Below are 17,602 nucleotides of genomic sequence, written 5' to 3' on the forward strand. Positions count from 1 at the left end.
ATGCTCAACCTCTATTGCCTCTTTCACAAGTGTGGAAACAAGTATGTCGCAAACGCGCACCGTCAGTATCGTGGCAGCAGCGTGGACTTTGTCCCGGACGTGGTCCCGGAACAGGCGGGGTCGGTTCCGTCCTTTGATCAAGCGAACCGGGCCATAAACGTTCGGTGTCGCAATTTCGGTTTTGACGATTTGAACGACAACGGGCTTCTGGACATGCCCGATGTCCGATTTCTGGTTTTCACCCGCCACCCTGCCAGCTTTATCCTGAGTGCAGTGAAGTACCACCTGCGGGGCACTGAACGCTGGGCGCAATCGGAATTGCTGTCCAGGATTGGTGATGTTCCCCTGACCCCCGCGCTACAGGGGGCCCGGAATGCAGCAGAACAGCAAATCATCGCGATACGGCAGTTTCTGGGCATATACGAGCGTCAGGCCAGTCTGGTGCCATTGTTCGATGATGAGCGGGTGATGCGGGTCACGTGCGAGGAGCTCTTTACCACGACGTCGGACGATTTTTTTCAAGGTGTGGCCGAATTTCTGAGGGTCGGGCACAGCCGGCGGTTTGTGCAGGCTCTGAAGAACGCCTCGCCTGCGTATAAGGCGGATCTTCCAAAGCACTCCACGGGTGCTTTTAGATTGACCAATCCTTACTCGTTATTGGAGCCAGAGGCGCAAGCCGAATATGACAAGGAGTTCAGGGGGATCGAGAAAGTCCTAGGATACGGCTGAGCTCGGCGCGGATGGGCGCGGTGTTAATCCCGATGGCCACGCGGTGTGTCGGGCCGGTTTGCTAAGCGTTATTTTGGGGACGTGACGCACAAGGGGATATGCGGCAGGCGCCTATCCGTCTTTCTTCTTCCTGCGCACACTGATGAGCAACCCGATTGTCAAAAGCGCGATGGCGAGCATGCTGAGCGGGCTGAGGGTTTCGCCTAGGATCACTACGCCCAGCAGGCCTCCGGTGCCCGGCACGGCGGCAAGGATGATCGAGGTATTGGCATTGCCGATATTGCGCGAGGCATGGGCGATGAAGATCAAGCCGACCAGGTTGGGGATGAAGCCCTGGTAGATGCCCTGAAGCAGCAGGGGCTGCCATGATGCATCGGCCAGGCCCGAGGGCAGCCACAGCGCCCAGACCGGCAGGTAGAGCAGGGCGTTGACCACGGTGCCGCAGAAGATCACCTGCATCGCACCAAGCGACCAGCGCTCGGACAGGATGACATAGGTCGAAAAGAACAGGGCCCCGACGATGAACAGCAAATCGCCGATCCAGGCGTGTGCATGGCCGGCAGCGAAGCTGTCCGAGGCAAGAACCACGGTGGAGACCAGGATCAGCGCCGCGCCCAGAACCTGACGCGGGCCGGGGCGGGTACGGAACAGGAAGATGCCGAAGAGGATGCTGATCAGCGGCAGGATCCCGTTCATGAAAATGCCGCCATGGGCCGCCGGGGCATAATGGAAGGCGGAAAAGACGCTGAGGATATAGACCGGGCCGAGGATGAAGGAGATCACCGCGATCCGGGTCAGGGTGAGGTCGCGCCAGGGTTTGTAGTAGAGGCTGAGCGGCACGCCGATCAGCGCGGCCAGACCATAGCGCATGGCGGCGAGGTCATAGATCGTCAGGCTGCTGTCAGCGGCCAGGCGGCTGACCACCAGCCAGCCCGACCAGACGAAGACGATGCTCCACGCGGCGGCAAAGCCGGTGATCTGGGAGGGGGATTGCGTGGTCATGGGGGCGCGGCCAGTGCTTGAAACCATACGGCGAAGGGCCGTGAGGCAGCAGTAGGCGGTGGGTTGGAGAGAGGCAAGGGGGTGGCGTGGGCTGCGGTGTGAGGCTGGCTGGCACAAACGCCGTTTTTGCGGACAGAGCGGAATTTGGCTTTGCTGTTCTTTCGCGCGTTGGGGGTGACGCTTGATTACCCCTTGAGGACCGTCTTGTCGCTTGCCAAGAACTCCTCCACCCACACGGGAACTTTTAGCCCGCCAGCAACTTCAGCGTCTAGCGTCTGTTCCATTTCTTTGATGCGTTCCAGGTTTTGGATTGCTTCGTCCAACCGTTCGTAGGAAACAACGACGACGCCATCTTGGTCCGCGACGATCATGTCCCCTGTTTCGACCTCCTGTCCACCAATCTGCACTGGAAATCCTATTGATCCAGGTCCGGTCATATTCGGGGATGCGGGCGTCAGACCTGAGCACCAAACAGGCAAGCCAACGGGCACAATACCGTCATAGTCGCGAACGGGACCGTCGGTTACAAAACCCGCGGCGCCGTTGTTTTTCATCATGCCAATAAGTCTGTCTCCAGCCGCTGCGCAACCGGAATGCGCGGCAAATGCCGAGACGACCACTTCGCCCCCCTGAATGAATTTGAGTGCCGCAAATGTTGCAAGAACATCCGCGGGGCCGCAGTCGGCGGTCAACGCTGGTCCAGCAGCAACGCTTCGCAAATCACGACCGCCGCCAATTGGCTGGATTTTGGACGACAAAGCGCCACCGCCGAACAGTGCATCAACAACGAAACCTGTAGGCACGCCCTGAAATGCCGCTATTTGAGCATCCGACGGACGCCGCATCGAGGTCTTGATAGTTAGGGTCGGCGGAGCTTCGATCATTTTCGCATCCTAATCCAAAAGGTGATTTGGGTAGGGTGCAATAATTCCATGTTGTTCGCAATGTAACGCGATGCGCTATGAAGGCGGGCTTAAGTGTCAAGGCCCGCTTCGGGCTCAAAGCCGACATTGCCCAGCTGGCGCGGTAGAGGCCAATCGGGCAATGTCGTTATTGCCAAGGATCACATCAGTGATTTGACCTTCTCGGCCACAGCCTCTGCCGTGATGCCGAACTTCTCGAACAAAGTGCCGGCCGGGGCCGAAGCGCCGAAGCCGTCCATGCCGACAAAGCCGGATTTCACCGCGCGGCCACGTTCACCGGCCAGCCAGCGGTCCCAGCCGAGGCGCGCACCGGCCTCGATGCCAACCCGGACGGGGCCGGCGGGGAGGACCTTGCGGCGGTAGGCCTCGTCTTGCTGCTCGAAAAGCTCCCAGCAGGGCATCGAGACAACGCGGGTGCCGATACCTTCGGCCTGCAACAACTCGCGCGCGGCCATGGCGACCGAGACTTCCGAACCGGTGGCCATGAGGATCGCCTGGCGCTTGCCTTCGGCCTCGGCCAGGACGTAGGCGCCTTGGGACACAAGGTTTTTCTGCTTGTGCTCGGTCCGGAGCGTCGGCAGACCCTGGCGGGTGAGGGCCAGAACCGAGGGCGTGTCCTTCGATGTCAAAGCCAGTTCCCAGGCCTCGGCAGTTTCCACCGTGTCACAGGGGCGGAACGTGAGCGAGTTGGGGGTGGCACGGCAGATCGCAAGATGTTCGATCGGCTGGTGGGTGGGGCCGTCTTCGCCGACGCCGATGCTGTCATGGGTCATGACAAAGACCGACGGGATGCCCATCAGCGCAGCCATCCGCATCGACGGGCGGGCGTAGTCGGTGAAGACAAAGAAGGTGCCGCCATAGGGGCGCACGCCGCCATGCAGCGCCATACCGTTCATCGCTGCCGCCATGGCGTGTTCGCGGATGCCGTAATAGACATAGCGGCCTTTGCGGTTGTCGGTGTCAAACACACCGAGATCGCCGGTCTTGGTGTTGTTCGACCCTGTCAGGTCAGCCGAGCCGCCGATTGTTTCGGGCAGCACCGGGTTGATGACTTCCAAAGCCATTTCCGATGATTTCCGGGTGGCGACAGTGGGGGCCTCTTCCGAGATCTGGCGTTTCAAAGCGCGGACGCGGCCAGCAAGCGATTTCGGCACGTCGCGGGCGTAGATGCGGGCGAACTCGGCCTGGCGGCGTTCCGAGACGTCGGCGAGGCGGGCCTCCCAAGCAGCGCGATCTTCGGCGCCGCGGGCACCAACCTCTTCCCACCAGGATTTGATTTCGTCGGGCACCTCGAACGGGCCTGTGGTCCAGCCGTAGGTGGACTTGGCGTCCTGCAATTGGCCCTGATCGGTCAGAGCACCATGGCCTTTGGAGGTGTCCTGCGCGGCGTGACCGAGTGCGATATGGGTTTTGCAAGCGATCATCGAGGGTTTGTTGGTTTTCTTGGCGGCCGTGATGGCGGCGTCGATTTCATCCGGGTTATGGCCGTCGATTTCCTGCACATGCCAGCCGGCGGATTTGAACCGGGTGACCTGATCGGTGCTGTCGGAAAGGTCGACCGGGCCGTCGATGGTGATGTTGTTGTTGTCCCAGAAGACGATGAGCTTGCCCAGGCGATGGCGACCGGCAAGGGTAATCGCCTCCTGGCTGACGCCCTCCATCAGGCAGCCATCCCCGGCAATGACATAGGTGTGGTGATCAACGATTTTCTTGCCGTAACGGGCGCGCTGAATTTCTTCGGCCATGGCAAAGCCGACGGACATGGCGATGCCTTGGCCCAACGGGCCGCCGGTGGCTTCGATGCCCGGGGCGTGCCCGTATTCGGGGTGACCGGCGGTGATGGCGCCCCACTGGCGGAAATTCTTGATCTGATCCAGGGTCATTTCCGGGGTGCCGGTAAGATAGAGCAGCGAATAGAGCAGCATCGAGCCGTGGCCCGCTGACAGGATGAACCGGTCACGGTCGGGCCAATCGGGGTTGGCGGCGTCGAATTTCAGGTGTTTCGAGTAAAGTACCGTGGCGACATCGGCCATGCCCATCGGCATGCCGGAGTGGCCGGAATTGGCAGCGGCAACGGCATCGAGCGTCAAAGCGCGGATGGCGGCGGCGCGCATCCAGTGATCGGGGTTGGCGGCGCGAAGGGCGGCGATGTCCATGATGGTGTGATCCCTGTTAGGTAGCGTGTTGAGGCCCTGTTAGCAGCCTGCTTGTTAGCGGTAAATGCGCTAAATCGCGCTGATACGGAGGGATTACGGGAGGCCGATTGATGTGATGCGGCGGCGGAACCGAGGCCGTGGCAGGATTGTTGGTTTGGAATCAAGGATGAAGGCTTTAAACTTGATGCAATCTGGCAAGCCGGGCTTGATTCGCGTGACGCGGGAAATAGCTCTGATAGAGCAGATCGAGGCCGGGCGTGGACGCAGACGCACCGGGTATGGCGGCCAGAGCGTGCCCGGAACTACGGGCAAGTTGAACGAGGCGCAGAGAAAAAAGGACGGGGTATGAGCCAGGTTGAAGAACTGGAAAGCCGGATCACCAGCGCGCTGGACCGGATCGCCAAGGGGGTAGATGCCCTGGGTGGATCGGTCGAAGCCGCGGACCCGGAGGAGCTTGAAAAGGTCAAGGCCGAATTGGAGGACGAAAAGCTGGCCTCGGCGCAGCTGGAAGAGCGGATCAAGGCGCTTCATGAAAAGGAAGAGGCCCGGATGGCAGACCTGAAGGCACAGGTCGACACCCAGGCCGAGACCCTGAGCCAGTTGGATGACACGTTGCAGCGGTTGCGCAGCGCCAACGATCAGTTGCGCAGCGCCAACGCAGCCTTGCGAGAAGCCAATGAACAGGGTGTGGGTGAGCCGCATCTGATCAACAAGGCAATGCTTGCCGAGCTCGAGGCGCTACGTGCTGCACGGGCGGCGGATGTGGCCGAAAGCGAGGCTGTTCTGAGCGCGCTGGATGACTTGCTCAAGGCCGGGGAGGACGCGTAATGCCCGAAGTTGAAATCAATATCGGCGGTCGCGCCTTTGAAGTGGCCTGCCAGGCCGGTGAAGAACACTACCTGCAAACGGCAGCGGCGATGCTGGACAAGGAAGCGACGACCCTGTCGAGCCAGATCGGGCGGCTGCCGGAGGCGCGGATGTTGTTGATGGCGGGGCTGATGCTGGCCGACAAGACCGCCGGTCAGGATGACAAGCTGCGCGACCTGAAGGCCAAGCTGGACGATGCGCTGAGCGAGCTGGAAAAGCTGCGGAATGCGCCGCCGCCGGAGCCGGAGCAGGTCCAGGTGGCCGTGGTACCCGACAGCGTGACCGACAGCCTGGCGGAACTGGCTGCGCGCGCCGAGGCGCTGGCAGCGGAAGTGGAAGAAAAAGCGGGATAAGGTCATCGCCGGACGGTGGGTTGGAAACCCACGCTACGGACGATCCCTGTAGTATCGCAGAACGAACAGGCGGATTGCCGAGGCGAGGCCGCTGTCAAACCCGCGGGCTTCGTCGATTTCGGCGGCGAGGGCGTTCAATGGCTGACCGCGCTCGGCAGCGATGTCGCGGAAGGCCTGCCAGAATTCCTCTTCCAGCGAAACGCTTGTGCGGTGGCCGCGCAGGGTGAGGGAATGCTTGACCGGGCGGCTCATGTCTCGGGGTCGCGCTTCTTGCCGTCAAGCTCGCGGGTCGCCTTATCGGCGCGCGCCTGGTCGAGCGACTTCCGTGCCTTTGAACGACCAAATTTAACCGCATTTTCATCGGCTTGTGCGCGTTTTTTCACCTTTGCCCGGGCCTTGCGAGCCTTGTTGAAATTGACGATCTCAGCCATCGGCAGGTCCCACCATTTCTTCTGGCCGCACAATGCGGTCGAAGGTTTCTTCATCCACCAGCCCGAGCGCCAGCGCCTCTTGCCGCAGGGTGGTGCCATTGGCATGCGCGGTCTTGGCCAGACGGGTGGCAGCATCATAGCCAATCTCAGGGGCCAGCGCCGTGACCAGCATCAGGCTTTGTTCCATCAGCATCGCGATGCGGGGTTCATTGGGTTCCAGCCCGTCGATCAGGTTGTCGGTGAAGGCCGAGGCGGCGTCACCCAGTAGCTGCATGGATTGCAAAACGTTGTAGGCCATCATCGGTTTGAACACGTTCAGCTCGAAATGCCCCTGCGCCCCGGCAAAACCCACGGCGGCGTCATTGCCCATGACCTGGGCACAGACCTGTGTCAGGGCCTCGCATTGGGTCGGGTTGACCTTGCCGGGCATGATCGACGAGCCCGGTTCGTTGGCAGGTAGGATCAGCTCGCCCAACCCCGATCGCGGCCCCGAGCCGAGAAAGCGAATGTCATTGGCGATCTTGTTGAGGGATGCGGCGACGGTCTTGAGGCTGCCGGACAGTTGCACCAGGGCGTCATGGGCGGCCAATGCTTCGAACTTGTTGGGGGCGGTGACAAAAGGCAGGCCGGTGATGGCGGCGATTTCTTTGGCTACGGCAACGTCCCAACCTTTGGTCGTATTGAGACCGGTGCCGACGGCGGTGCCGCCCTGGGCCAGTTCGTAAATGTCGGCAAGCGCGGTTTCGAGCCGCTCAACCCCCCTGGCAAGCTGGTGGGCGTAGCCTGAAAACTCCTGCCCGAGGGTCAGCGGCGTCGCGTCCTGGGTGTGGGTCCGGCCAATCTTGATGATGTGATCCCAGGTGGTGGATTTGACCGACAGCGCCCGGTGCAGTTTGCGCAGGCCCGGCAGGGTCACATCCCGTGCGCTGGTGGCGATGGCGACATGCATCGCGGTGGGGAAGGTATCGTTCGAGCTTTGCCCCATATTGACGTGATCGTTGGGATGGACAGGGGATTTGCTGCCAATGGCACCGCCGAGAATCTCGATGGCGCGGTTGGCGATCACCTCGTTGGCGTTCATGTTGGACTGGGTGCCGGACCCGGTCTGCCACACCACCAAAGGGAAGTGATCGTCGAGCATGCCGCTGGCGACCTCCTGCGCGGCGGAAGAAATCGCGCCGGCCAGGTCCGCGGGCAGGCGGCCCAGATCGGCGTTGACCGAGGCGCAGGCCTGTTTGATCACGCCAAGCGCACGGACGATGGCGACCGGCTGTCGCTCCCAGCCGATGGGGAAATTGCTCAGCGAGCGTTGGGTCTGGGCACCCCAGTAGCGGTTTGCGGGCACTTCGATCGGGCCGAAGCTGTCGGTTTCGGTTCGGGTTGTGGTCATGTCGGTCCTCTGCGTGGTGGTGGGCTCAAAGAACGGCGGCAATCACCACCACTTCGATCATGTCCTTGCCGGCCAGATCGGCACCTACGCAGGCGCGTTGAGGCCAGTTTTCAGGTGGTCCGACCCAGTCGCACCAGACCGCGTCCATGGCCGGCTTGTCGGACATGTCACGCAGGTAGACCGTGGCCTGAATCAGGCCGGATTTTCCGCTGCCCGCCTGGATCAGCAGCTCTTCGATGGTCGCCAGCGTGTTGCGGGTCTGGTCTTCGATCGTGGCGCTTTCACTGGTGTCAGTGGCCACGGCGTAAACCCGGCCGTCATGGATGACGGCGGGGCTGCGGCCGGGATAGCGGCTGGGCAGGCGGGTGATCATTTGCGGAAACTGTCGAGGCTGACCACTTCGGCATCCTGATGGCTGTCGTCGGTGTCGACGTGATCGTCGCCGTCATCCGGGGTCGGGTCGTCGTCGTCGCCGTTGTCATCTTCGTCTTCTTCATGGCTTTCGAAGCGCAGGCCGAATTCGACCGAGGGATCGACGAAGGTCTGGATCGCATCGTATGGGATGTGCAGCGGTTCCGGGCTTTCGCCGAAATTCAAGGTGACCGAGAAGCCGTCATCGCTGACCTCGAGCGCGTCGAACCAGTGCTGCATGACCACGGTCATTTCTTCCGGGTAGCGTTCACGTAGCCACGGGGCCAGCTGGGCCTCGGGGTGGTTGGTGTCGAAGGTGATGAAGAAGTGATGCGCGCCGGGCAACCCGTTTTCCGCAACATCTTGCAGAACCTCCTGAATAAGGCTGCGCATAGCGCGGTGCATGAGGCTGCCATAATCTATGCTGCGCGTCATGTGGGTCTTTCCTGATCGGTCGTCTGCGTGGGTCTCGATTCTCACCATACGAAATTTGCCGGAAAGCGAAAGGGGGCAGGCGCGGGCTTAGAGGAATGAGCTGAGGTGGCCGGCACCAAGCCCTGCCAGTGCCATCGCTGCCAGTACCGGAATCATCGGCCAGCGCAGGATCATGAGAAGGAGCGCGGCCAGTACGGTGAGCAGGGCGGCGGTGAGGTTGAGGCTGGCGAACACCGGCATTGGGCCCGCGGGGGTGTTGAGGGTTTGGGCAAAGAGCGCGTGCAGAGCAAACCACAGCGACAGGTTGGCAATCACCCCGACCACCGCAGCGGTGATGGCGGTCAGTGCCCCTTGCAGGCGGGGGCGCGACAGCAGGTGTTCGACGTAAGGGGCCCCGGCGAAGATCCACAGGAAGCAAGGCACGAAGGTGACCCAGAGCGTTAATGCGCCGGCGGTCAAGGCCAGCCCGATGCCGCCCTGGCCGTGCCCGGCAAGAATGGCGGTGAACTCGGTCACAAGGATCAGCGGGCCGGGGGTGGTTTCGGCCAACCCGAGCGCGTCTATCATCTGGCCGGTGGTGATCCAGCCGTGATCGACGACAAGCGATTGCGTCATCCAGGCCAGCACCGCGTAGGCGCCGCCGAAGGTGAGCACCGCGAGCTGTGAAAAATAGAGCGCGATGTCGGTAAGGAACCGGGCGTTGAACGCCATGCAGAGAAGGATCGGGGCGGACCAGAGAGTGAGCCAGATCGCGATTGTGCGGAGCGTATGGGCGTGGCGGACCGGTTCTGTCGGCCTGGGATGGGTTTGCGGCGTGGTGTTGAGCAGCGCTCCGGTCAAGGCGGCCAGCGCGATGATCAGCGGGAAGGGCAGTTGCAGGGCGTAGATCGCGACAAAGGCGAGGATGGCCAGCGTCCAGCCAAGCGCGCCGGTCAGAGCCTTGGCTGCGACTTTACGCAAGGCCCCGATGACGATGATGATGACGGTCGCCTTGATGCCAAGGAAGGCCGACTGTACCGCGGGCAGCGTGCCGAACTGGAGGTAGAGCATGGCAAGCACTGCGATGATCAACGCACCGGGAATAACAAAAAGAAGGCCCGCGATCAGGCCTCCAAGTGTGCCGCGCAACCGCCAGCCGGCATAGGTGGCGAGCTGCATCGCCTCGGGGCCGGGCAGGAGCATGCAGAAACTGAGCGCGCCGAGGAAGCTCTTTTCGCTCATCCAGTCACGCAGTTCGACCAGCTCGCGGTGCATCAGGGCAATCTGCGCGGCGGGGCCGCCGAAGGACAGAATCCCGATGCGGCCAAAGACCCGGGTCAGGGCGGCAAGGCTGGGGGTGGTCATCGGTTTTCTCCGTCGCGGCGTGACGCTTTTTTAGGGCGTTGACGGGATTGCGGAAAGCAGAAAGCCGGTAAAGGAAGTGCAGGCTTCTGTTGCCAGGTGCCTGCGAACCCCGCCAAACGCTGCTAAGCGAGAGGGCTTAAGTTTTCGATAGATCGAACTGCTTACGCAGCCAGAGCCATCGGAGCTTTGTTGTCGTTTGCAACTAGCTTAGTTGAACCGATAACGGTGGTATCTCACCGGGACAAAGCTAACCCCTTTAGACGTTCGTCGATCCTATTTCGGCCCCATGATCCCCAAACGAAGGATATTTGGTGGAGCCGCCGGGTACCGCCCCCGGGTCCGATCCGCTTATTACGAGCGCGTTTATGTCCATAGTCCCGAAGGACATCTTCGATATAGGGTGCACGGCGGGATATCTCAACCCCGGGAAGTATTTGCGAAACAACGGCCCCGCGGATTATCGTGAATTGGGCGGAGGCGATCCTGCCCGATATTTTTATGGAGGATTAAGATGAATACGATTGTGAAAGTGGCCCTTGGGGGCATGTTCATATTTGGTGGTATGCCGGTTTTTGCACAGACCAACCTAGAACAATGCGGCCGCTATCCGGTCAATGAATCAAGCTATGCCTGCGAATGTGCGCCGGGTGAAACGTCCGGGTCGGTCTGGGGCAGCGGGCCTTACACGGCTGACAGTGACCTGTGTCGTGCGGCGCGTCATGCCGGTGTCATCACCCCGAAGGGTGGCCAGATCACGGTGGCGAGGGTGGCCGGCAAGGACGCCTATCAAGGATCGAGTCAGAACGGGGTCACCACCAGTGATTGGGGCAGTTACCAGCACAGTGTCGTAATCAAGGCGACTTTTGCGGCGGTGCCGAAATGCGTGAAATTTGATCCGTCCCTGTCGCCATTGAGCTGCTCCTGTGTGCCGAACGAAAAGCGCAGCGGATCGGTTTGGGGGTCAAGCCCTTATACCACGGACAGCGATATTTGCACCGCGGCACAACATGCCGGTTTGATCGGCGTTGAAGGGGGTACGGTGACCGTTCTGGCGCTGGACGGGCTAGGTGCCTATGCGGGCAGCGAGCATAATGGTGTGACCACCGCCGATTGGGGCGAATACGGTCAGAGCTATGTGTTTGACTGGAACCGGGACTGACCTGCGCGGTCAGGTTTTACCGGCTTCGCGTTCGCGAAAGACGGTTTCGGCGAGTTCCTGCGTGTAGGCCGCCAAAGCCTGGAGAGTGGCGTCGCAGACTGCGGCGTCGCGGGCATCTAGCGCGTCGGCGATACGGGTGTGCAACGCGATGATCTCGGCCCGCGAGCGGGCGGTGAAGGTGATCATGTTCATTAGCGGCTGCATAGCCTCGACCGCGCCGGCCAGTTGGTAGGACAGAACCGGATTGCCAGCCCCATCGACCAGCGCGCGGTGAAAGGCGACGTCGCTGTCGCAGAAGCTTTCGTCGCTGAGGCCGGGTTGGCCTTGGCGGTGGATCTCGGCGCGCATGGTGGCGAGGTGATCAGGGGTGCGACGCCGGGCCGACAACGGCGCGCAGGCGCGTTCCAGCGCATAGCGGGCCTCGCAAGCGGTCTCGAAGCTGACGGCATTCATGCTGAGCAGCAGGGTCGAGGTCGTGATCTGCTGCGGATAGGCGTCCTGGAACGACAGGCGATTGACGAAGGCCCCACCTGACGCGCCGCGCTGGGTGCGGATCAGCGATTGCGCAGCCAACCGTTTCAGCGCTTCGCGCACGGTGGGGCGTGAGACGTCGAACTGTTCGGCCAGCTCGGCCTCCGACGGCAGGCGCGCGTCAACGATCAATTCGCCCGAGACGATGGCATCGCGGATCGCCTTGGCAATCTGGGCCGAGAGGTCGGCGGGGCTGTTGGGATCAATTTTCAAATGTCTGACATTTCTTCTTGCGCCATAACGGCAATTGTCTGACATTAAGCACGAGACAGATGAGTCGCCAAGAGGAGTGTCCGAATTGTCGGCATTGGTGCAGAGGATCAACACGATGCGGGGGCCGCACTGGCTGGCGCTGTTTGCACTGATCCTTCTGTGTTGGGTGGTGCTCTATGCCATGGCGCTGCCAGCGGATTTACGCGCGGCATCAAAGCTTTACGGGGCAGAGTTCTGGGCCGAGCTGTGCACTGTAACACCCGATGCCGCAGGGTTTGCCCGGGTTGTGTTGATGTGGATCCTGATGTCGGCGGCGATGATGGCGCCCACGGCCCTGCCGGCTTTTGCGACTTATGATGACCTGGCGAAGCAGGCCCCGGGCGCGCGGTTTTCGCATTTGGTGAGCGGTTACCTGGTCATCTGGATCGGGTTTTCGCTATTGGCGGCGGCGGTGCAGATGGTTCTGTTCCGGCTCGACCTGCTGAGCGCTTTTGGTGACTCGCGCTCGCTCTGGCTGTCGGGCGGGCTTCTGATCGGGGCCGGGGCTTATCAATTCAGCACGCTGAAAAAGGCCTGCCTGAGCAAATGCCGGATGCCGCTGACGTTTTTCATGCAGTATTGGGATGAGGGGCCTTGGCGCAACGGGGTGCGGCTGGGTCTGGTGTGCCTGGGATGTTGCTGGGCGCTGATGCTGCTGGCCTTTGTCGGCGGCGTGACGAACGTGGCCTTCATGGGGTTGGCGACCTTGATGATGGCCTTGGAAAAATTGCCCGATATCGGGCGCTATCTGACGAAACCGCTGGGCGTGGCGCTGATCGGAACCGGGATCGCGTTTATGGCTTGGGCGATGATGTAACAGAACTGAAGAAAGCGAACGGAGGAATTCATGGCTGGGGACAAAATCGATACACCCGTCAAAATCGACAACAGGATGCCGGATAACCCGCGTTCGGGTCATGGCACCGTGCCGTGGGCGATCAAGGGCGAGCTGATCCTGAACTGTAACTGCACAGTGTTCTGTCCCTGCGTCGTATCGCTTGGGAAACACCCGCCGACCGAGGGCCATTGCCAGACCTGGGGCGCCGTTCGGATTGACGAAGGTCATTACGGCGATGAGGACCTGTCCGGATTGAACCTTGGCTTGATGATCGAGATTCCGGGCATGATGGCGCGGGGCAACTGGAAAGCTGCGGTCTTTATCGACGAGCGCGCCAGCGAGACCGCCTTCAACGGACTGGTTGATATTTTCAGCGGCAAGGCCAAGGGCACAACCGGCCTGTTCAAGGTGTTGGTTGGTGAGTTTCTTGGCGCCGAGCGCCAGCCGGTGTCCTATATCAACGATGGCAAGGAGCGCCGTATCGTTGTCGGTCGCAAGATCGAGGGTGTCGTGTTCCCGGTCGGTGGGAAGGACAAGGACGAAGATATTGTCATATCCAACACTGAATACTGGATGGGGCCGGACATTACCGTGGCCACCGCCTCCAAAGGCAAGCTGAGAGCCTTTGGCCGGGTCTGGGATTTTGATGGCCGCAGTGCCGAGATCTGTCAGATCGATTGGCACGGTCCCCGGTAAAGGGCTGCCCACGGGGCAAAACCCCGAAAAGAATTGCGCGCGAACACAAAGACACTGGAGCAGGTAGGCGAATGGGAGCTGCCTGCTCCGTATGGCAAATTCTAGAATAACAGGAGACCGGCAATGGCCGTCAAAATCGAAACGCTTCTTGATGCTGCGCGCAAGCATACCGATGACGTGATCAAACCGAATGTGGATGCTTGGAACGAGGCCGGCATCTGGCCGCGTGATGCGTCCGACAAGGCTGCTGCGTTGGGCCTGACCGGTTTGTATGCCCCCGAGGAGTGGGGCGGGCAGGGCCAGCCGCTGGGCGATGGCATTCGGGTTTACGAGGAACTGGGCAAGGGTGATGGGGCCTATGCCTTTGCCCTGTCGATGCACAATATCTGTACCTTCGCGGGCTGCGGGTTTGGCACCGAGGCGTTCAAGAAAAAATGGGCGCGTGATCTGACCTCTGGGCGTAAACTGGCCAATTTCGCGTTGACCGAGCCGCAATCGGGGTCGGACGCGGGCAACATGTATTCGCGTGCCGTGATCAACGACGATGGCACCTGGACGATCAATGGAGCCAAGGCCTGGGTGTCGCTGGCCGGTGAGGCCGACATCTATTTCACCGTGGTCAAGACCAGTGACAAGCCGGGCCACAAGGACATGGCGATGATTGCCATTCCGGCGGATGCTGAGGGGCTGAGTTTCGGGCCACGTTACGAGACGCCGTCATACGAGTTTCTGCCGCTTTCCGAGATGTACATGAAGGATGTCGTCGTCAGTGAAGACAACATCATCCTGCCGGTGGGCCAAGGGCTGCAAGGCTCGCTGATGGCGATTGATATTGCGCGGGTCTCGATTGCCTCGGGCTGTTGTGGGCTGATGGAGGCAGCGTTGGATACGGCGCTGGCCTATTCGAAGAACCGCAAGATGTTCAAAGGCGTGAACCTTGATCTCGACGGGATCCAGTGGATGTTGGGCGATGTGGCGACCGACTTGGAGGCCTCGCGGCTGCTTTATCGGGCTGCGGCCAATGCGCTGGGCACCGATGAAGGGCCGTTGATGGCGGCCCATGCCAAGCGCTTCGTGCCGGATGCGGCGGTGAAGGCGGCCAATACCTGCACCCAGGTTCTGGGCGGGATGGGATTGTTGAAACCTTACGGTCTGGATCGGTTGTCGCGTCTGAGCCAGATGCTGCGGATCGTCGATGGCACGACCGAAATCAGCCGCGTGGTGATTGGGCGGTCGTTGCAGAAACGCGCAGAAACCCTGCCCGATCTGCCGATCCCCAAAGGTTTTGGAGAAAGCTGAAGAAAATGATCGACTCGGATTACGTTAAAACCATGGCCCGTTACAACGACTGGCAGAACCGGCAGATGGAAACCTCCTTTGCCGTTCTGTCGGAAGAGGCGTTGCAGGCGGACCGGGGGGCGTTTTTCGGGTCGATCCAGGGGACTCTTAGCCATCTTCTGTGGGGCGATTGGATCTGGATGAGCCGGTTTGATGGCGGCGATGGGCCCGAGGGCGGTATCCCTGACAGTGCCGGAATGATCCTGACCTTTCGTGACTGGGCCGAGGCGCGTGATCGGATGGATGCGCGAATCCTGCGCTGGGCCGAGGGGGTGAGCACGGCGGACCTGGCCGGGGACCTGACGTGGTTCTCGGGGGCGGCGGGGTTCGAGGTGTCGCGGCCGCTGGCCATGTGCGTGACCCATATGTTCAATCACCAGACCCATCACCGGGGACAGTTGCACTCCATGGCCACTGCCACCGGGGCCAAGGATTGGGTCAGCGATCTGTTTTTGATGCCGGAAGAGGGAGACTGGCAATGACGGGAGCACTCATCAGTCCATCGCGGAGGCTGCGGCGGACGCCGTTCTCGGACGGGGTCGAGGCCGCCGGGGTCAAGGCCTATACGGTTTACAATCACATGCTGCTGCCAACGGTGTTTCGCAGCGTCGAGGAAGACTATCGGCATCTGAAAGAAGCGGTGCAGGTTTGGGATGTGGCCTGTGAGCGGCAGGTGGAAATCCGCGGACCGGACGCGGCGCGGCTGGTGCAGATGCTGACCCCGCGGGACTTGCGGGGCATGTTGCCAGGGCAGTGTTATTACGTGCCCATCGTCGATGAAACCGGCGGCATGTTGAACGACCCGGTGGCGGTGAAGATCGCCGAGGACCGCTGGTGGATTTCGATTGCCGACAGTGACCTGCTGCAATGGGTCAAGGGTGTGGCCTATGGCTATCGGCTGGACGTGTTGGTGGATGAGCCAGATGTCTCGCCCTTGGCGGTGCAGGGGCCGAAGGCGGATGATCTGATGGCGAAGGTCTTTGGCGACCGGGTGCGTGACATTCGCTTCTTCCGCTTTGATCTGTTCGACTTCCTTGGGCATGAACTGGTGATTGCGCGCTCGGGTTATTCGAAACAGGGGGGCTTTGAGATTTACGTCGAAGGCACCGAGATCGGCATGCCCCTGTGGAACGCGTTGATGGAGGCGGGCAAGGAGCTGGACGTGCATGCGGGGTGTCCCAACCTGATCGAGCGGATCGAGGGCGGCTTGCTGAGCTATGGCAATGACATGACGGACGAGAACACGCCGCATGAATGCGGGCTGGGTCGGTTCTGTAATACGCATACAGCGATTGGCTGCGTTGGGCGGGATGCGCTGTTGCGTGTGGCGCAGGAAGGGCCGATCCGCCAGATCCGGGCGATCGAGATCGACGGACCGGCGTTGCCGGGCTGTGACCGGCTGTGGCAGCTGCGTGCGGGCGAGCAGGTGGTGGGGCGGGTCAGCTCGGCCACGTGGTCGCCGGATTTCAGCACCAACGTGGCGATCGGCATGGTGCGGATGACGCATTGGAACGCAGGAACGGAATTGGCGGTGGAACTGCCGGACGGAACGCGGCGCGACGCGATCGTGAAAGAAGGGTTTTGGCTGTAAGGCCTGATGAGAGGGCAGGAGTGGGGGCCAGCCCCCACGCCCCCGGGATATTTTTGGCAAAAGGAAGAGAGGGGGGTCCCCTCAGTGGAAAGGATGGATGACATGTTCAACGCGTTGGTGGTCCGCAAGGACGAGGAAAGTGGCAAGACATCGGCTGCGGTCGAAGAGATTGCTCTGGATGACCTGCCCGCAGGTGAGGTGACCGTGGCGGTGGAGTATTCCACGGTGAATTACAAGGACGGGCTGTGCATCGGGCCGGGCGGCGGGCTGGTGCGCAACTATCCGCATGTGCCGGGGATTGATTTTGCCGGAACCGTCGAGGCCAGCGAAGATGCGCGTTACAAGCCGGGAGATAAGGTTGTGCTGACCGGCTGGCGCGTGGGCGAGGCCCATTGGGGTGGCTATGCCCAGAAGGCGCGGGTCAAGGCCGATTGGCTGGTGCCGCTGCCCAAGGGGCTGGACACGCGTCAGGCGATGGCGGTGGGTACCGCCGGGTTCACGGCGATGCTGTCGGTGATGGCGCTGGAGGATCACGGCATCAAGGATGGCCCCGTGCTGGTGACTGGTGCTGCCGGGGGAGTTGGATCGGTGGCGACGGCGATCCTGGCCAACCTGGGTCATGAGGTGGCCGGTGTGACCGGGCGGCCCGAAACGGAAGAGTACCTGCGCGGTCTTGGCGCGACCCAGATCGTGGCACGCGAGGAGATCAACGAGACCACCAAGCGGCCGCTTGAGGCCGAGACCTGGGGCGGCTGCGTCGACGCCGTGGGTGGCGACATGCTGGCCCGGGTGCTGGGCCAGATGAAGTATGGCGCGTCGGTGGCTGCCGTGGGTCTTGCCGGGGGCGCGGGCCTGCCGGCGACGGTCATTCCGTTCCTGCTGCGCGGTGTGAACCTGCTGGGCATCGATTCAGTGATGCAGCCCTATGACAACCGGCTGCGCGCCTGGGAGCGGATCGCCAGCGACCTGCCGATGGACAAGCTGGAAGCGATGGTGCGGCCTGCGACGCTGGCCGATCTGCCGGGGCTGGGCCGCGACATCCTTAAGGGCCAGGTGCAGGGCCGCGTCGTGGTGGATGTGAACGCCTGATCGGCGGTTGACAGATCTGGGCGGCATTGCCATGGTGCCGCCCATGATCACACACGCACATATCGCT

At 61.6% G+C, this 17,602-nt stretch carries 21 protein-coding genes and 1 other RNA gene; 11 read left to right on the forward strand and 11 right to left on the reverse strand.

Translation table 11 applies throughout. The features are described from left to right. A complete protein-coding gene (locus RXV86_RS17445; RefSeq protein WP_316301538.1) occupies positions 1-729 on the forward strand; it encodes a hypothetical protein in 729 nt (242 codons plus the stop codon). Positions 730-840: 111 nt separating this feature from the next. Here the strand turns inward: RXV86_RS17445 and RXV86_RS17450 are convergent, their stop codons facing one another. From RXV86_RS17450 to tkt, 3 genes are all read right to left on the reverse strand, one after another. Continuing rightward, positions 841-1,731: a DMT family transporter gene (locus RXV86_RS17450; protein ID WP_316301539.1), complete on the reverse strand. Its 891-nt coding sequence runs from the start codon at positions 1,729-1,731 to the stop codon at positions 841-843. A gap of 185 nt (positions 1,732-1,916) precedes the next feature. Then, positions 1,917-2,615: an RraA family protein gene (locus tag RXV86_RS17455; protein ID WP_316301540.1), complete on the reverse strand. Its 699-nt coding sequence runs from the start codon at positions 2,613-2,615 to the stop codon at positions 1,917-1,919. 179 nt (positions 2,616-2,794) lie between these two features. Beyond that, positions 2,795-4,810 carry a transketolase gene (gene tkt / locus RXV86_RS17460; protein ID WP_316301541.1) on the reverse strand — a complete coding sequence of 672 codons (2,016 nt, stop codon included), beginning with the start codon at positions 4,808-4,810 and terminating at the stop codon, positions 2,795-2,797. A gap of 166 nt (positions 4,811-4,976) precedes the next feature. Between tkt and RXV86_RS17465 the strand changes: the two genes are divergently transcribed. The 3 genes from RXV86_RS17465 to RXV86_RS17475 are packed head-to-tail and all read left to right on the forward strand — an operon-like array spanning position 4,977 to position 6,030. After that, positions 4,977-5,159 carry a hypothetical protein gene (locus tag RXV86_RS17465; protein ID WP_316301542.1) on the forward strand — a complete coding sequence of 61 codons (183 nt, stop codon included), beginning with the start codon at positions 4,977-4,979 and terminating at the stop codon, positions 5,157-5,159. Further along, positions 5,156-5,638 (forward strand): hypothetical protein, encoded by a 483-nt coding sequence (locus RXV86_RS17470; RefSeq protein ID WP_316301543.1) that lies wholly within the window; start codon positions 5,156-5,158, stop codon positions 5,636-5,638. Before RXV86_RS17465 ends, RXV86_RS17470 begins: the two co-directional genes overlap by 4 nt. Beyond that, positions 5,638-6,030 carry a cell division protein ZapA gene (locus RXV86_RS17475; protein ID WP_316301544.1) on the forward strand — a complete coding sequence of 131 codons (393 nt, stop codon included), beginning with the start codon at positions 5,638-5,640 and terminating at the stop codon, positions 6,028-6,030. Before RXV86_RS17470 ends, RXV86_RS17475 begins: the two co-directional genes overlap by 1 nt. Before the next feature lie 33 nt (positions 6,031-6,063). On the opposite strand, the gene RXV86_RS17480 is transcribed toward RXV86_RS17475, so the two are convergent. The 7 genes from RXV86_RS17480 to ssrA all read right to left on the reverse strand — a co-directional run bounded on the left by RXV86_RS17480 (position 6,064) and on the right by ssrA (position 10,466). Then, positions 6,064-6,282: a ribbon-helix-helix domain-containing protein gene (locus RXV86_RS17480; protein ID WP_316301545.1), complete on the reverse strand. Its 219-nt coding sequence runs from the start codon at positions 6,280-6,282 to the stop codon at positions 6,064-6,066. Beyond that, the gene (locus RXV86_RS17485; protein ID WP_316301546.1) at positions 6,279-6,461 is read right to left on the reverse strand and encodes a DUF4169 family protein; all 183 of its coding nucleotides are present in this window, start codon (positions 6,459-6,461) and stop codon (positions 6,279-6,281) included. The genes RXV86_RS17480 and RXV86_RS17485 overlap by 4 nt, the downstream gene beginning before the upstream one ends. Further along, positions 6,454-7,851, reverse strand: coding sequence for a class II fumarate hydratase (fumC, locus tag RXV86_RS17490; RefSeq protein ID WP_316301547.1), 1,398 nt, complete (start codon positions 7,849-7,851; stop codon positions 6,454-6,456). The genes RXV86_RS17485 and fumC overlap by 8 nt, the downstream gene beginning before the upstream one ends. Positions 7,852-7,876: 25 nt before the next feature. Beyond that, on the reverse strand, positions 7,877-8,224 hold the full coding sequence (locus RXV86_RS17495) for a RidA family protein (RefSeq protein WP_316301548.1): 348 nt from the start codon (positions 8,222-8,224) through the stop codon (positions 7,877-7,879). Beyond that, on the reverse strand, positions 8,221-8,697 hold the full coding sequence (locus RXV86_RS17500; RefSeq protein ID WP_316301549.1) for a ClpXP protease specificity-enhancing factor SspB: 477 nt from the start codon (positions 8,695-8,697) through the stop codon (positions 8,221-8,223). Before RXV86_RS17500 ends, RXV86_RS17495 begins: the two co-directional genes overlap by 4 nt. 87 nt (positions 8,698-8,784) lie before the next feature. Then, positions 8,785-10,041: a chromate efflux transporter gene (gene chrA / locus RXV86_RS17505; RefSeq protein WP_316301550.1), complete on the reverse strand. Its 1,257-nt coding sequence runs from the start codon at positions 10,039-10,041 to the stop codon at positions 8,785-8,787. A 75-nt stretch (positions 10,042-10,116) separates the two neighbouring features. Beyond that, positions 10,117-10,466, reverse strand: a transfer-messenger RNA (tmRNA) gene (ssrA, locus tag RXV86_RS17510). A gap of 86 nt (positions 10,467-10,552) precedes the next feature. Between ssrA and RXV86_RS17515 the strand changes: the two genes are divergently transcribed. Beyond that, positions 10,553-11,200 (forward strand): LCCL domain-containing protein, encoded by a 648-nt coding sequence (locus tag RXV86_RS17515; protein WP_316301551.1) that lies wholly within the window; start codon positions 10,553-10,555, stop codon positions 11,198-11,200. 9 nt (positions 11,201-11,209) lie between these two features. Here RXV86_RS17515 and RXV86_RS17520 read toward each other — a convergent pair whose 3' ends face one another. Further along, positions 11,210-11,944 carry an FCD domain-containing protein gene (locus RXV86_RS17520; protein ID WP_316301552.1) on the reverse strand — a complete coding sequence of 245 codons (735 nt, stop codon included), beginning with the start codon at positions 11,942-11,944 and terminating at the stop codon, positions 11,210-11,212. Between the two features lie 115 nt (positions 11,945-12,059). Here RXV86_RS17520 and RXV86_RS17525 point away from each other — a divergent pair, with 115 nt between their 5' ends. The 6 genes from RXV86_RS17525 to acuI all read left to right on the forward strand — a co-directional run bounded on the left by RXV86_RS17525 (position 12,060) and on the right by acuI (position 17,535). Beyond that, positions 12,060-12,800: a DUF2182 domain-containing protein gene (locus RXV86_RS17525; RefSeq protein WP_316301592.1), complete on the forward strand. Its 741-nt coding sequence runs from the start codon at positions 12,060-12,062 to the stop codon at positions 12,798-12,800. A gap of 75 nt (positions 12,801-12,875) precedes the next feature. Further along, positions 12,876-13,517, forward strand: a complete 642-nt coding sequence (locus tag RXV86_RS17530) for a DUF1326 domain-containing protein (RefSeq protein WP_316301593.1) — start codon at positions 12,876-12,878, stop codon at positions 13,515-13,517. Between the two features lie 123 nt (positions 13,518-13,640). Next, on the forward strand, positions 13,641-14,816 hold the full coding sequence (locus tag RXV86_RS17535) for an acyl-CoA dehydrogenase family protein (RefSeq protein ID WP_316301553.1): 1,176 nt from the start codon (positions 13,641-13,643) through the stop codon (positions 14,814-14,816). A gap of 5 nt (positions 14,817-14,821) precedes the next feature. Further along, positions 14,822-15,337 carry a DinB family protein gene (locus RXV86_RS17540; RefSeq protein WP_316301554.1) on the forward strand — a complete coding sequence of 172 codons (516 nt, stop codon included), beginning with the start codon at positions 14,822-14,824 and terminating at the stop codon, positions 15,335-15,337. After that, positions 15,334-16,446 (forward strand): dimethylsulfoniopropionate demethylase, encoded by a 1,113-nt coding sequence (locus RXV86_RS17545; RefSeq protein ID WP_316301555.1) that lies wholly within the window; start codon positions 15,334-15,336, stop codon positions 16,444-16,446. The genes RXV86_RS17540 and RXV86_RS17545 overlap by 4 nt, the downstream gene beginning before the upstream one ends. 102 nt (positions 16,447-16,548) lie before the next feature. Then, positions 16,549-17,535: an acryloyl-CoA reductase gene (gene acuI / locus RXV86_RS17550; protein ID WP_316301556.1), complete on the forward strand. Its 987-nt coding sequence runs from the start codon at positions 16,549-16,551 to the stop codon at positions 17,533-17,535. Positions 17,536-17,602: the final 67 nt, after the last annotated feature.

Source organism: Aliisedimentitalea sp. MJ-SS2 (assembly GCF_032586155.1).
GTDB lineage: Bacteria > Pseudomonadota > Alphaproteobacteria > Rhodobacterales > Rhodobacteraceae > JAWHTC01.